Source organism: Vibrio sp. Hep-1b-8, from assembly GCF_006124995.1.
Classification (GTDB): Bacteria; Pseudomonadota; Gammaproteobacteria; order Enterobacterales; family Vibrionaceae; genus Vibrio.
Window position 1 is genome coordinate 86,593 of the sequence record NZ_QEWN01000111.1, and the last position, 13,387, is coordinate 99,979.

The window sequence follows — 13,387 nt, forward strand, 5'->3', positions numbered from 1 at the left end:
CGACTAGGCACATGCTAACTACCTCGTTTCTAAGGGAAAGATGATGGTAATACCAGAAAACAGCAGCATCGTTATTTTTGGTGCTTCGGGCGACTTAACCTATCGTAAGTTGATCCCTGCTTTATATCACCTTTACTCAAACAAACAGCTGCCTGAGAACTTCGCTATCCTCGGCGTAAGTCGTACCGAGTACAGCGATGAGTCTTACCGTGAAAAGCTAAAACGCTCTCTTCAGGAAATGGAGAAGACTGAGCCGGCAACATTAGATGCTTTTATCAATCATCTGCATTACCAAGCGATCAACACCTCGGATACTTCTGATTACTCTAAACTGTCGTCGCGTCTCAACCAATTGGCAGACCATTATCAGTTCGAGCAACGCAATACGCTATTCTACCTAGCAACGCCACCAAGCCTATACAGCATCATTCCAGCCAGCCTTGCTGCACACGGTTTGAACAATGAAGATGATGGCTGGAAACGCCTGATCATCGAGAAGCCGTTCGGTTACGATCTTGCTTCCGCTCAGAAACTCGATAAAGAGATTCACGAGCATTTCCAAGAGCACCAAATCTATCGTATCGACCACTATTTGGGTAAAGAGACAGTACAAAACCTTTTGGTATTCCGCTTCTCTAACGCGATGTTTGAACCACTATGGAACCGCAACTTCATCGACTACGTCGAAATCACAGGCGCAGAGTTCCTCGGTGTTGAAGAGCGTGGTGGTTATTACGATGGCTCTGGCGCTGTACGTGATATGTTCCAAAACCACCTATTGCAAGTACTGGCGATGGTAGGTATGGAGCCACCAGCGCAGATCAACGCTGACTCGATGCGTGATGAAGTGGTAAAAGTCCTTCAGTGCCTAAAACCACTTGAAGAAGATGACCTGCGTAACAACCTCGTTCTTGGTCAGTACACTGAATCAGATGTACGCGGTGAGTTCTTACCAGGCTACCGTAATGAACCTGGAGTTGCAGAAGATTCGCGTACCGAGACTTATGTAGGCCTGAAAGCATACATCAACAACTGGCGTTGGAACGGTGTTCCTTTCTACGTGCGTACAGGTAAACGTCTACCTACACGTGTTACTGAAGTGGTTATCCATTTCAAACAGACACCTCACCCGGTATTTGGTCAGAATGCACCTGAAAACAAGTTAATCATCCGCATCCAGCCAGACGAAGGCATCCAAATGAGCTTTGGTTTAAAAGAACCAGGCGCGGGTTTCCATGCCAAAGAAGTGAAAATGAACTTCCATTATGCTTCTCTGCAAGAAACGCAAATGCTGACAGCCTATGAGCGTTTACTGCTTGATGCACTAAACGGTGATGCGACGCTGTTTGCTCGTAGCGATGCGGTCGAAGCGTGCTGGAAATACGTTCAACCGATTCTAGACTTCAAACAAGACCCACAAGCTCTATTTGGTTACGCTTGTGGTACATGGGGACCAAAAGAGTCTGATGACTTACTGCAACGTGACAATCGTGCATGGCGCTTCCCTTGTAAAAACTTAACTGACACGGATTACTGTGAACTATGATTAATCACAAGATTTTTCCAACCGCTGAACAAGTGGTGGCAAGCTTAGCTGACGACATGAAAGCCTATAGCGAACTTGGCCGACCTGTCCATATTTCACTCTCTGGCGGTAGCACGCCGAAGATGCTATTTAAACTATTGGCAAGTGACACTTACGCGACATCCATTCAATGGAACAACCTGCACTTCTGGTGGGGTGATGAGCGCTGTGTGGCACCAGACGATGTAGAAAGCAACTATGGCGAGGCCAACGCCTTACTGTTTAGCCAAGTCAATCTTCCTCGCGAAAACATCCACCGTATTCGCGGCGAAGATGAGCCAGCCGTTGAAGCAAAACGCTTTGCTGAAGAAATGGCTACCGTGATCCCATGTGAAAATGGCACTCCTGTGTTTGACTGGATTCTACTCGGCGTTGGGGCAGATGGTCACACTGCATCCCTGTTCCCAAATCAAACAAATTACCAGGATGAGAACTTATCTGTGCTTGCCTCTCACCCTGAGTCAGGACAAATTCGCGTTTCAAAAACCGCAAAAGTGTTGGAAACAGCGAAACGCATCAGCTACCTCGTACTTGGTGCAGGCAAAGTTGACATTGTAAACGAAATTTATACTACTCCGGCGAATGAGCTGCCTTATCCAGCAGCAAAAATCCAGTCAAAAACTGGTCTAACGGAATGGTACTTAGATTCAGACGCAGCAGCAAAAATCGCGTAATGCGAGCGCGTAAATAGAAAATTGGAGAGAAAAAATGAAAGGTGATATCGGTGTAATTGGCCTAGCAGTAATGGGTCAAAACCTTATCCTAAACATGAACGACCATGGTTTCAAAGTGGTTGCTCACAACCGTACTGCTGCGAAAGTAGACGAGTTCCTAGAAGGCCCAGCTAAAGGTACTAACATCATTGGTGCTTATTCACTAGAAGAGCTAGTTGAGAAACTAGAAACACCGCGTAAAGTGATGCTCATGGTACGTGCAGGTGAAGTTGTAGATACATTTATCGAAGCGCTAGCACCACTTCTTGAGAAAGGTGACATCATCATTGATGGTGGTAACACCAACTACCCAGACACTAACCGCCGTGTTGCTGCACTACGTGAGAAAGGCATTCACTTTATCGGTACAGGTGTTTCTGGTGGCGAAGAAGGTGCTCGTTTTGGACCTTCGATCATGCCGGGTGGTTCTCCTGAAGCATGGGAAGCGGTAAAACCTATCTTCCAAAGCATCTCTGCTAAAACTGACGCGGGCGAGCCTTGTTGTGACTGGGTTGGTAACGACGGCGCTGGCCACTTCGTTAAAATGGTTCACAACGGTATCGAATACGGCGACATGCAGCTTATCACTGAAGCGTACCAGTTCATGAAAGATGGCTTAGGTATGTCTGCTGACGAGATGCAAGCGGTATTCGCTGAATGGAACAAAACCGAATTGGATAGCTACCTAGTAGAAATTACGGCTGATATCCTAGGCTACAAAGACGAAGACGGTGAGCCTCTAGTAGAGAAGATCCTAGACACTGCTGGTCAAAAAGGTACCGGTAAATGGACGGGTATCAACGCACTAGACCTAGGCATTCCACTGACGCTAATCTCTGAATCCGTTTTCTCTCGCTGCCTATCTGCGCTAAAAGATCAGCGTGTTGAAGCAGAATCTTTATTCGGCAAAACTATCACACCAGTAGAAGGGGATAAGCAAGAGTGGGTTGATGCACTTCGCCAAGCTCTACTTGCATCTAAGATCATCTCTTACGCTCAAGGCTTTATGCTAATGCGTGAAGCGTCAAACGAGAACGGCTGGGAGTTAAATTACGGTAACGTAGCGCTAATGTGGCGTGGCGGTTGTATCATCCGTTCTGCTTTCCTAGGTAACATCCGTGATGCGTATGAAGCGAACCCTGACATCGCGTTCCTAGGTTCAGACGATTACTTCAAAGGCATTCTACAAAATAGCCTAAGCGCTTGGCGTAAAGTTGCAGCAAAATCATTGGAAGCGGGTATCCCAATGCCTTGTACCATCTCTGCTCTCTCTTTCCTAGACGGTTATACAACAGCTCGCCTGCCAGCTAACCTTCTGCAAGCGCAGCGTGACTACTTCGGTGCTCACACCTACGAACGCATTGACCGTCCACGTGGTGAGTTCTTCCACACTAACTGGACTGGTACAGGCGGAGATACAGCCTCTACAACTTACGATGTGTAATCTAAGTTAAATTTGCCGCAAAGCCGATTTGGTAATCAAATCGGCTTTTTTATTATCGGTTCATCCAGCGAATTCATCATTACTCAATAATTCACTACTATAATTAAAGCAAAACAATCACTTATCAAAATGCCATATGCGCAAATAAAAATGAAAGAAAATAGAATATTACTTTATTATGTATATCATTGGTTTTTATTAATAAATTATTGCAAACTAATTAACGATATTTATCGATAAACTATCGATTTAATATATATCCCGTCAAGCGTTCCCTATTCAATCCTTTGTTCCGCACAAATACTAGCTATTGCGTAGTTCAAAGATAAAAGGCACTAAACTATTGGTGGGTTGTAGGATAAGAGCAAGCATCAATGGTTGGCAGCGAATCCCAGTGGGTCTCGATGTAAGAGGCTGATGGGTGAATTGGCGAAAAGTCCCTGTCAAACGTACGATTAATAGTATTCTTCATCCTTATAAAGCTCACTGATGAAATCCAGCTCTTCATCTGAGAGCAATTGCCCGGACTTATCCATTTCACTCAGGATTTTGTCAACTTCGTGCTTGATGTTTCGGAGCTGCTGGTCATTGAGTCCTTCCAACTCTGATTTTATTTCACTAAACTTCATTCCGTTCATACAGTCACCAGAAAAGTGAGATTAATTGAGATAATTTACACCATATCTTTATAAAAAAATATAATTCAAAATAAAGAAATACAATTCAAAGAAATGACATAAAAAATTTTATTCGGACTTAAGGCTACCATAAAATTCATGATTAACTTTAGTTGATTTACATTAACACAGCAATAATTAACCTTAATAACCCAATAGGACTAATTAGAATGCTTTTATCTAAATCTTTGAAATTATTTTTATGTTAATTTAACCAACATCTCTAATTTGATAACTGTACACGGTAAATTGCAAAGATTGGCGCAATAGCTAAGGATTGAGAAGAGGAAATTACGTGGAAAATCGGATAAGGTAAAAAGAGCCATACCTCCCAGCGTTGAGAGGTACTGTAGATATAAGTCGTATCAAACCGTTTATCGACGAACCAAAGTTTGACCATCGACAAAGCCGATGCTTTTTATCTCGCGATGTTTGATGTTCCTTATTACACTCCAATCGAGGTGTGATTGAGAGAAAGAGCAATAGATATGCCGACCTCCGGATAACTCCGTTTTTAAGAAATCTTCCAACGACTGAACATTAGACGCAATAAACAGATCTCTTTCATCAATTAGCGGTGTTTTTTCAAAGGCGATGGGTGAGTAGTGTGTGAGCATATATGTTTTATCCTCTAGGCCAGTACAGTGCTGGCTTTGTGTAAGGCAAAGTGAATAACCTCCTTTTATTTATCTCCTACAAGTATTGTATTACAAATGGTTCATGAACTTGGGAAAGACATCCTTTCCAAAATGGAAACGGCAAGAGCGCCATTAGGCGCTCTTCTGTTTATCGTTTCCTTTGAACTTATCGGTGACATAGAGAGCAAAACTGGCAATCAGTGCGATCACCGACACGGTAAAAAGAGCTGGCATGCTCAGGATCCATGCAAACGTCGCGGCAAGAAATGCGATGAAGGTAATCATGCGACTGCTTGACATTACTCTGCCTAGTTTTCTGTTCATAACGCCTCCTAAGTATCAACAAAGGGACATGGCTATAACATTAATCGGCCATGTTTTGACCAATTCATTATGCCGTAATGTAAGCTAAATAAACCTAAATCAAACTCAAAATAACTCGGTATGTGGCACTCCGCAATGAGCTAGTCGACGCGTTACCAATAGACATCAACAAAGAAATAGACGGTCATCACTATGCTCGACAAGGCGACAAACCCTTTCACGTAAACCTGCTCCACTTTTCGCGATACACGAGCGGCAACATAGCCCCCCGAAAGCGTTCCTAACATCACAGCAAAGCCTCTAGGCCAATCAATCGCGCCATCTAGAACGAACACGACAATGGCAATAATTGAAACACATGAAGAGATAAGCAACTTCAGGCCGTTCATCTGGTTGATATCGTTATGTCCGGCCAAGACTAAGTAGCTGAGGACGATAACGCCCAGCCCAGCATTGAAGAATCCCCCATATGCGGAAACCAGAATCAATAACAACGTAATGGAGATCACCGCCCATATCGGACTCAGCGACGCCGTTCTCGCCGCTTGACTGACCCAATGACTGATTTTATTGCCAAAAACAAATAGCAAGGTAGCAAACAATAGCAGCCATGGTATGGCGACCAAAAACTGCTGCTCAGACACACTCAGAAGCAAGTAAGCTCCAATGGCGCCGCCAAGGAGACTGAAGAAGATCATTGATTTCAATGCACTAGCCGACTGAGCGATGTCCTGACGAAATCCGTAGGTACCGCTGATATAACCTGCGCATGCCGCGAAGGTATTGGTCGCATTAGCAATCACAGGAGGTACACCAACAAACATGAGTGCAGGAAACGTGATAAAGCTTCCACCGCCCGCAATACTGTTAAGTATACCGCCCAGAACACCAGCGCCAAATAGTAGAATCCATTCCATTTTGGTTACGAGTTTTTATTAGGGGTTAACTACTCTAACCTGCTCTTTCCATTGAACAAATAGAGATGAGTAAATTTTGTGCTCAAGCTACTGAATATCTAACGCGATTGCTTTCCAGTCCCGTAACTCATCTCGGTAGTATTGAGTCTGCTTTGTGGTCATGGTGTTGATGACTTTGACCAAGTACTGATTCGCGATCTGTTTATTGTGGTCGATTTTCTGTTCCAACTCTGGCGCATAGAAGCTATCAGGATTGAACATTAGCTTGTTAAACTCTGGTTGAAACTTGTTGATATCAAGTCGATTGGTCAGTAATGCGTTCATCTCTATGCGCATCTTGGTCTGATGATCAATCCAGTCATGTGATGTGACGTAAAGCGCTGCCACCCACTCATCGAGCAAGCTTTGCTGTTGGTCGGTAAGGTCACCTATCCATGTTTCGAGATTCTCTTCTATTCGCTCTCGGTAACGTTGTTTTACTTCTGGTTCACTCAGTGGCTGGTATCTTTTTTTGTATTTGGTATGACGAACACGAATACTGTCCATAAGCTGTCCGACTTGACTGTCAGACAACTCACGCGCAACAGAATACAGTTCGGGTGCAACTCTCGTCACAAGACGCTGAGAATGGTTGTGAAACTTTATCTCTTGCTGTTCGAGTTGTTGCAGTGTAAATGTGCTCGGTTCTATCTCGATGAGCTCATCAAGATGCTCGATATAATTGGGGATTTCTTCACGTCGGTGCCATTCACTAAGAACTGCCACCTTCTGACTCACTAGCTCTTCCTGTTCATCGTTTAACTCAACATAGTCATCTAAATACTCCAGCAACAACCAATCCATGTTGTTGTAGACAAACTTAGAGCTACAACCAATTAGGGACAAACAAATTACCAATAGTAATGCGAGTTTTTTCATTGCTTCTTCCTACGCAACGCACTGCTAGAACCATTATTATTACCATAGACACAATCTTCCTTTGTGTCTGCGACAATTTATCACTGAGTGGGCAACCCTATCTCAATTATTGCTAAATAAAATAGTCGATATGTTACCGATGCCGGATATAATAGCCAGCTCAGAAACGATCAGGTAATAACATGAAAATTTGTGGTGTAGAACTTCAAGGTAACGACGCAGTAATCTGCCTTCTTTCACATGCCGACAGCGTAGTCCACTTGCCAGACTGCCGCGTAGCAAAGCTAAGCATAGGCAATGCTAACGACACGCAAGAAGTGAAGAAATTCCAGTTCTCATTTGCTAAGCTAATTCAAGACTACAAAATTGAAAAAGTTGTCATTCGCCAACGTCAAACAAAAGGCAAATTTGCTGGTGGTGCCGTTGGTTTCAAATTAGAAGCAGCAATCCAGCTTATTGATGATGTGGAAGTGAAAGTTGTTTCTCCAACTGACATCAAAGAGAGCCTGAAGCGAAACCCACTCGGTATCCAGTTTAAGGATACGGGTCTTAAACAATACCAAGAACCGGCATTCATGACGGCATACGCTTGCGCAATGATGCGTGGTTAAGTGAATCAGATATAATTAAGCCCAAGCATTCTGCTTGGGCGTTTTCATTTTTGCTAAACCGGCATTCAACCAATCACACCGCGCTATGGCTGTTTGTCGAAACACTTAACGCCTTGCGGAATCTCATACCAATCCTGTTTTTCACTGACCCAGACATGCACTGTCGGCTCAAACACATGATGATCCGAATCGCTGCTTGATTTCAATTTAAGCTTTATTGTTGATGGATCATCTGGGTTGAAGTGATAGACCCGGTTCCCACATTGAGCACAAAACTTCGCATAATTTTTGTTGCCGCTCTCTGCCATTCGCTGCCACTCCTTTAGCTCGCCTTTAAATTCAATATCTTGGGTCGCAACAATGGCAGTCACACTAAAAGGAGCCGTCGCAAGTTTTTGGCATTCTCGACAATGGCATGCTAATACCATCTTAGGTGGGTGGTGCAATTGGTAACTCACCTGACCGCACTGACACGTACCTTCCACTAGATAACTCATTCCTTATTCCTCCCTGACTTCACGACGTTTACAAACAAGGCACTTTGCCTTTGATTGTACAATTATCAGCCACAGTAACGAGTTTATCGCTCAAATACCAGTATGTGTGACGCGTAAACCTGAGAATAATTAACAGTGTAAATCTGAGCTTAACCAAGAGAACAGTGGCAAAGATGAGATTGCCTAAATTGCGTATAAAACAGAAAAGGGACGCAAGCGTCCCTTTTCTGTTTTTATGCCGTTTTATCACTTATTGACGCTCAGTACGCATACCCATGAGTAAGCTTACACACATCAACAGAAGAACTATCGTAAACGGTAGCGCCGTAGAAATCGCCCCTGCTTGTAATGCCTGAACCGCTTCAGAGCCACCAATCCATAATAGTGCGACAGCAATCGCTCCTTCCATAAAGGCCCAAAAGACGCGCTGAATGACAGGCGCATCAACCTTACCACCAGCCGTGATGCTATCAATCACTAACGAGCCAGAATCTGAAGAGGTAATAAAGAACACCAAAACCAGAATGATGGCAATCACAGATAGAATTGAACCGTACGGCAACACATCAAACATTTGGAACATGGCCAGAGACACGTCCGTCAGACCCTCGCTACCAAGCTCACCCACATTGTTGATGACCTGATCTATTGCCATGCCGCCAAAGGTCGACATCCACAGTAGCGTCACCGCTGTCGGGACAAGCAAGACTGCTGTGATGAACTCACGAACTGTACGTCCTTTAGAAACACGCGCAATAAACATACCTACAAATGGCGACCATGAGATCCACCAAGCCCAGTAGAATACTGTCCACCCCTGAAACCAAGCTTCGTCTTCTCGTCCATGTGGATTACTTAATGGAATGATATTCTCCACGTACGACATAAATGTCGTGCCAATATTCCCTGCAACAATCGCATAGCCGATAAGGGCCACTAAAATGAGTAATAGGAAGGCAACAAGCATGTTGATATTACTGATGACCTTCACTCCACCGTCGATACCACGTACAACAGAGACGACAGCCAACAAGGTCACAACCGTGATCACAACTACCTGCAAGCCTAAACCTGACTCAATGCCAAACACGTGGTGAATACCACTTGCTGCTTGCTGTGCTCCCAGCCCCAAAGATGTCGCTAGACCAAACAAGGTTGCGAGTACCGCTAAGATATCGACAACATGACCTGCCCAACCCCACGCTCTATCGCCAAGTAACGGATAGAAAATCGAACGAATGGAAAGTGGTAGCCCTTTGTTATAAGTAAAAAAAGCCAGCGATAATGCAACAACACCGTAGATTGCCCATGGGTGAAGCCCCCAGTGGAACATAGTTGCGCCCAAGGCAAGCTTAGCGGCTTCAGGCGAATTCGCTTCAACACCCAATGGCGTTTCATACCAACCTGTAAAATAAGCGACTGGTTCCGCAACGCTCCAAAACATGAGACCGATACCCATACCGGCGGCAAATAACATCGATAGCCAAGACAGGTATGAGTAGTCTGCTGTAGCCTCGTTGCCACCTAAGCGAATTTTACCTAGCGGCGATACGATCAAAGCTAAACAAAAAATCACGAAGATGTTCCCGGACCAGATAAACAACCAATCAAAGTTGCCAATGATCTGCCACTTGATGCCATCCAGTGTCGCCTTGGCTGATTCCGCATCCATGACCAACACGGCAATCAAAAACAGGGCAATTAGACTCGCACTCCATCCAAAGACTGGATTGTGAACGTCAAATCCCCATTTCTGCACGTTATCCTGACCGATTGTATAGTCGGTACTGTCAATACTGTACTTATCTATGCCTTTAGTCATTCTTCCTCTCTGCATCTATTCTTTAATGAGTAACCGTTGCCCAATCAACAAAATAGTTAGAGTTAAAAACAATTTCATCATTCTGCAACTGGATACAATTCTCATTATTGTACATTTTTCGTCGTTTCAATCCAGTAATATGCTAATAAATGAGCAATATTTTATCAAAATGACATTTGAGTGGTCATTATTTGCTCGCAAAGATGAAATACTGCAAGAAAAACACTTTGTACACTAAACAATTTAAATGAAATAGTTTACTGATAGTGGAATAGTGGTCATGCTGATTTGTGAGACTGGAGGCTTTATCTAGAGTGACATTTGATGTATTTTCCCTTCTTTTATCGAACCAGTGAGGAAGCGCATTGGAGAAGCACGAAGAAGTCCTAATTTCCATTCGCCAGATCATTCGAGCGATAGATTTACACTCTAAAAAACTGAGCAAAGAGTCAGGTTTAACCGGACCGCAATTAATACTTATGCGTTCGATTCAAGAGTTAGGCGATGTCACTATTCGTCAGTTGTCTGACCATACCAACATGAGCCAAGCAACGGCCACCACCATTCTTGACCGGCTGGAGCGCAATGGACTGGTGCAGCGTGTGCGTAATAGTAAAGATAAACGGAAAGTCCATGCCCATCTGACTGACCAAGGCAAGAACGTGCTGGACAATGCACCGACTCCGCTGCAGCAAAGTTTCATCACTAAATTTCAGAAACTAGAAGAGTGGGAGCAATCACTGTTGCTTTCCTCTGTACAGCGAATTTCATCGATGATGAACGCAGAGGATATTGATGTAGCTCCCGTTCTAGAACTCGGTAGCATCACCAAACCAGATTAACCAACTAAGATATTTGCTTTCATTTATCTTTATGATTACGTTTAAAGTTAAACAATAAACATCTAAAGCGGTCATAAAGGTGTAATGGTTATGGGCAAGACATTACCAAATTTGAACGACGAGGCGATTCTCGATCTCACTAAGCAAAAGCAAGTGCTGAAGATTATCGCCGTCATCACGCTCGTAACTTTTGCACCACTAGGTATCAAAAATAGTGTGTCGACGGAAAACGTCAACAAGGTCAAGCGAATTAACGCTGTCACTTAAAAATAGGCAGTTCGCTCCCGCCTTTGACCTGCCTGATGGCTAAGTGGGTATGAATATCTTTAACGTTCTCCAAGCGTTGAAGTTTACGAGTAAAGGACTCATAGCCCGCTAAATCATGACTGACAACTTCTAACAGATAGTCATACGCTCCCGATACGACATGGCAACTGATGACCTCATCCATTTCTTGAATTGCATGTTCAAAGTCGTCGATGCTCGCGGCTTGGTGGTTGTTAAGGCTCACTTCAACAAATACGGTCATACCGACGCCAATCAAATCCTTGTTGAGTGTGGCGCGATAATTGGCAATGATACCCTGCTCCTCCAATCTTTTGATTCGGCGAGCACATGGTGAAGCAGACAGCCCCACCTTATTTGCAATTTCCGCTGTCGCCTGACGAGCGTCTTGCTGTAAAAGTCGCAAAATGTGTTTATCAATTCTGTCCATCGTCATTCACGCATATTTCCATCAAATATTGGCACAATTTTAACTGAATCAGTCAAAATTCTTTAAATCATCAGTCAATATTGCCAGATTTCACCTCGATATACATTCCATAATGTTAACAACTACTTTCAAGGTCACATATGGATATGGTTTCTGGATATCTGGCAATGGTTGCCACACTTTTACTCTGGTCAGGATTTTTTCTATCATTACGCAGTGGGGCTCATTCTGGACTACTGACAGCGGATATTGCACTGACCCGTTTTCTGATCCCTTGTGTGATCCTACTTCCTATTGTTTACAAAGCGAGACAACAGATAATGGCAGTGCCCAAACGCTATCTGATCGGCATGTTTATTGGCAGTGGTCTCCCCTATTTACTTGTAGCGGGTACCGGAATGACATTGGCTCCAGTATCGGATGGCAGCGCCCTAGTTCCCGGTACCTTACCATTGTTTGTATCCGCTATTGCCGTCATCCTGTTTAAGCAGCCATTAAGTCGTCATCGAATTGTTGGTTTGACCTTGGTGGTAATTGGTATTGGAACTTTTCTAACCCAGAGTCTTAGCCAAGCAGATCCTAATTTGCTTCAGGGGCATATGCTGTTTTTGATTGGTAGTGTCATGTGGGCGATGTTCACCATTTGTGCGCGCGTCTCCAATCTCAATCAGTTGGCGGCTTCAGGGCTCATTGCACTGATGTCTAACCTCTCGTTGTTTCTCCTAATGGCGAGTGGTGCTATCGATAGCTACCTCTACAGCCACGCCTTTAGCGAGTGGCCGTGGGAACAACTCAGCGGCCACTTTATGCTTCAAGGTGTCGGTGCGGGCATCATCGCCGCGTTTACTTATCTCCACGCGATCTCTGTCCTTGGAGCAGAGAGAACCGCAGCATTTGGCGCTGCGACCCCCGCTGTTGCGACCTTGCTCGCCATACCTATTTTTGCGGAGCAACCTACTCCGTTGGGTTGGATAGCCTTGTCTCTGATTTGTGTTGGCAGCCTGATTGCGAGCAACATTCTGATGAAGAAAGATACGTCAATGCAGTATCAGCCTCCCTCTTTTAAAAGTAAGGCGTAACGAGATACACGATGTAGCACAGCTTTGATGTTAGCGGCAGAACTCGGTATAGTCCCAACTTAGATTTGTCACCAACAAGATGGAAATAACGTGAAAACTCCGTGTATCGCTGCGTGTAAGAATAACGAAGGTATATGTAGCGGCTGCTACCGTACGATAGATGAAGTAGTGAACTGGCGACATTTGAGTGATCAAGACAGGGATGAGACCATGGCGAATCTCAGTGGTGAAAACGCCAGCCATACTTGTCCTTCATGCAACCAAGCAGCCCAATGCGATATCAGTCAGGGTAAAGCGACTTGCTGGTGCTTTGCTATCGAAAAACGCGATACCTCTAAACTGGATAATAATGACCTCTGCCTATGTCGCAAATGCCTATCTAGTCTGCCCATCGCATAATTACTCATCCACCAGCATATAATAATTTTGAATTAGATTTTCTAATCCAAATCTTAAATTTTTATCTTGCGTCAGTTCACACTTTTTAATTGATAGAAACTGAAAGCCCCCTTAATATCTCGCGCCTGATAGTCCCCTTTGTTTGTTTTATTTATTAGCTTTGCTACTGCAAGGCTAATGTTTTTCGCGTTGATTTTAGGTGTTGT

Annotated in this window: 16 protein-coding genes; 8 read left to right on the forward strand and 8 right to left on the reverse strand. The window is 44.1% G+C overall.

Annotated elements, in window-relative coordinates; genetic code table 11:
* The first annotated feature begins 43 nt into the window (after window positions 1–43).
* From zwf to gnd, 3 genes are read left to right on the forward strand one after another with little or no spacing between them, the layout of a single operon-like run.
* On the forward strand, window positions 44–1,546 hold the full coding sequence (gene zwf / locus DA100_RS13515) for a glucose-6-phosphate dehydrogenase (protein WP_171052221.1): 1,503 nt from the start codon (window positions 44–46) through the stop codon (window positions 1,544–1,546).
* The gene (gene pgl, locus DA100_RS13520) at window positions 1,543–2,259 is read left to right on the forward strand and encodes a 6-phosphogluconolactonase (protein WP_138972626.1); all 717 of its coding nucleotides are present in this window, start codon (window positions 1,543–1,545) and stop codon (window positions 2,257–2,259) included. The genes zwf and pgl overlap by 4 nt, the downstream gene beginning before the upstream one ends.
* Before the next feature lie 34 nt (window positions 2,260–2,293).
* Window positions 2,294–3,742, forward strand: coding sequence for a decarboxylating NADP(+)-dependent phosphogluconate dehydrogenase (gnd, locus tag DA100_RS13525; RefSeq protein ID WP_138972627.1), 1,449 nt, complete (start codon window positions 2,294–2,296; stop codon window positions 3,740–3,742).
* 455 nt (window positions 3,743–4,197) lie between these two features.
* Here gnd and DA100_RS13530 read toward each other — a convergent pair whose 3' ends face one another.
* From DA100_RS13530 to DA100_RS13550, 5 genes are all read right to left on the reverse strand, one after another.
* Window positions 4,198–4,380 (reverse strand): hypothetical protein, encoded by a 183-nt coding sequence (locus DA100_RS13530; RefSeq protein WP_138972628.1) that lies wholly within the window; start codon window positions 4,378–4,380, stop codon window positions 4,198–4,200.
* 413 nt (window positions 4,381–4,793) lie between these two features.
* Complete coding sequence (locus DA100_RS13535; protein WP_138972629.1) at window positions 4,794–5,036, reverse strand: hypothetical protein; 243 nt, start codon at window positions 5,034–5,036, stop codon at window positions 4,794–4,796.
* Between the two features lie 153 nt (window positions 5,037–5,189).
* Entirely contained in the window at window positions 5,190–5,381 is a 192-nt protein-coding gene (locus DA100_RS13540) for a hypothetical protein (RefSeq protein ID WP_138972630.1), read from the reverse strand.
* Between the two features lie 152 nt (window positions 5,382–5,533).
* On the reverse strand, window positions 5,534–6,298 hold the full coding sequence (locus DA100_RS13545; RefSeq protein WP_138972631.1) for a sulfite exporter TauE/SafE family protein: 765 nt from the start codon (window positions 6,296–6,298) through the stop codon (window positions 5,534–5,536).
* An 87-nt stretch (window positions 6,299–6,385) separates the two neighbouring features.
* Window positions 6,386–7,216: a DUF6279 family lipoprotein gene (locus tag DA100_RS13550; RefSeq protein ID WP_138972632.1), complete on the reverse strand. Its 831-nt coding sequence runs from the start codon at window positions 7,214–7,216 to the stop codon at window positions 6,386–6,388.
* 182 nt (window positions 7,217–7,398) lie between these two features.
* On the opposite strand from DA100_RS13550, the gene DA100_RS13555 reads away from it, so the two are divergent.
* Window positions 7,399–7,827: a DUF3010 family protein gene (locus DA100_RS13555; RefSeq protein WP_138972633.1), complete on the forward strand. Its 429-nt coding sequence runs from the start codon at window positions 7,399–7,401 to the stop codon at window positions 7,825–7,827.
* An 83-nt stretch (window positions 7,828–7,910) separates the two neighbouring features.
* On the opposite strand, the gene DA100_RS13560 is transcribed toward DA100_RS13555, so the two are convergent.
* Window positions 7,911–8,324 carry a GFA family protein gene (locus tag DA100_RS13560; protein ID WP_138972634.1) on the reverse strand — a complete coding sequence of 138 codons (414 nt, stop codon included), beginning with the start codon at window positions 8,322–8,324 and terminating at the stop codon, window positions 7,911–7,913.
* A 250-nt stretch (window positions 8,325–8,574) separates the two neighbouring features.
* The gene (locus tag DA100_RS13565; protein ID WP_138972635.1) at window positions 8,575–10,146 is read right to left on the reverse strand and encodes a BCCT family transporter; all 1,572 of its coding nucleotides are present in this window, start codon (window positions 10,144–10,146) and stop codon (window positions 8,575–8,577) included.
* A 365-nt stretch (window positions 10,147–10,511) separates the two neighbouring features.
* Between DA100_RS13565 and DA100_RS13570 the strand changes: the two genes are divergently transcribed.
* Together DA100_RS13570 and DA100_RS13575 are read left to right on the forward strand one after the other, a co-directional pair.
* Complete coding sequence (locus DA100_RS13570; protein ID WP_138972636.1) at window positions 10,512–10,988, forward strand: MarR family winged helix-turn-helix transcriptional regulator; 477 nt, start codon at window positions 10,512–10,514, stop codon at window positions 10,986–10,988.
* 90 nt (window positions 10,989–11,078) lie between these two features.
* Window positions 11,079–11,255 (forward strand): hypothetical protein, encoded by a 177-nt coding sequence (locus tag DA100_RS13575; protein ID WP_240800924.1) that lies wholly within the window; start codon window positions 11,079–11,081, stop codon window positions 11,253–11,255.
* Here the strand turns inward: DA100_RS13575 and DA100_RS13580 are convergent.
* Window positions 11,248–11,703, reverse strand: coding sequence for an Lrp/AsnC family transcriptional regulator (locus DA100_RS13580; RefSeq protein WP_138972654.1), 456 nt, complete (start codon window positions 11,701–11,703; stop codon window positions 11,248–11,250). The two genes, DA100_RS13575 and DA100_RS13580, sit on opposite strands and share 8 nt — an antisense overlap.
* Window positions 11,704–11,849: 146 nt before the next feature.
* Here DA100_RS13580 and DA100_RS13585 point away from each other — a divergent pair, with 146 nt between their 5' ends.
* Entirely contained in the window at window positions 11,850–12,782 is a 933-nt protein-coding gene (locus DA100_RS13585; protein WP_206208572.1) for a DMT family transporter, read from the forward strand.
* A 90-nt stretch (window positions 12,783–12,872) separates the two neighbouring features.
* Window positions 12,873–13,181: a cysteine-rich CWC family protein gene (locus tag DA100_RS13590; protein WP_138972637.1), complete on the forward strand. Its 309-nt coding sequence runs from the start codon at window positions 12,873–12,875 to the stop codon at window positions 13,179–13,181.
* Window positions 13,182–13,387: the final 206 nt, after the last annotated feature.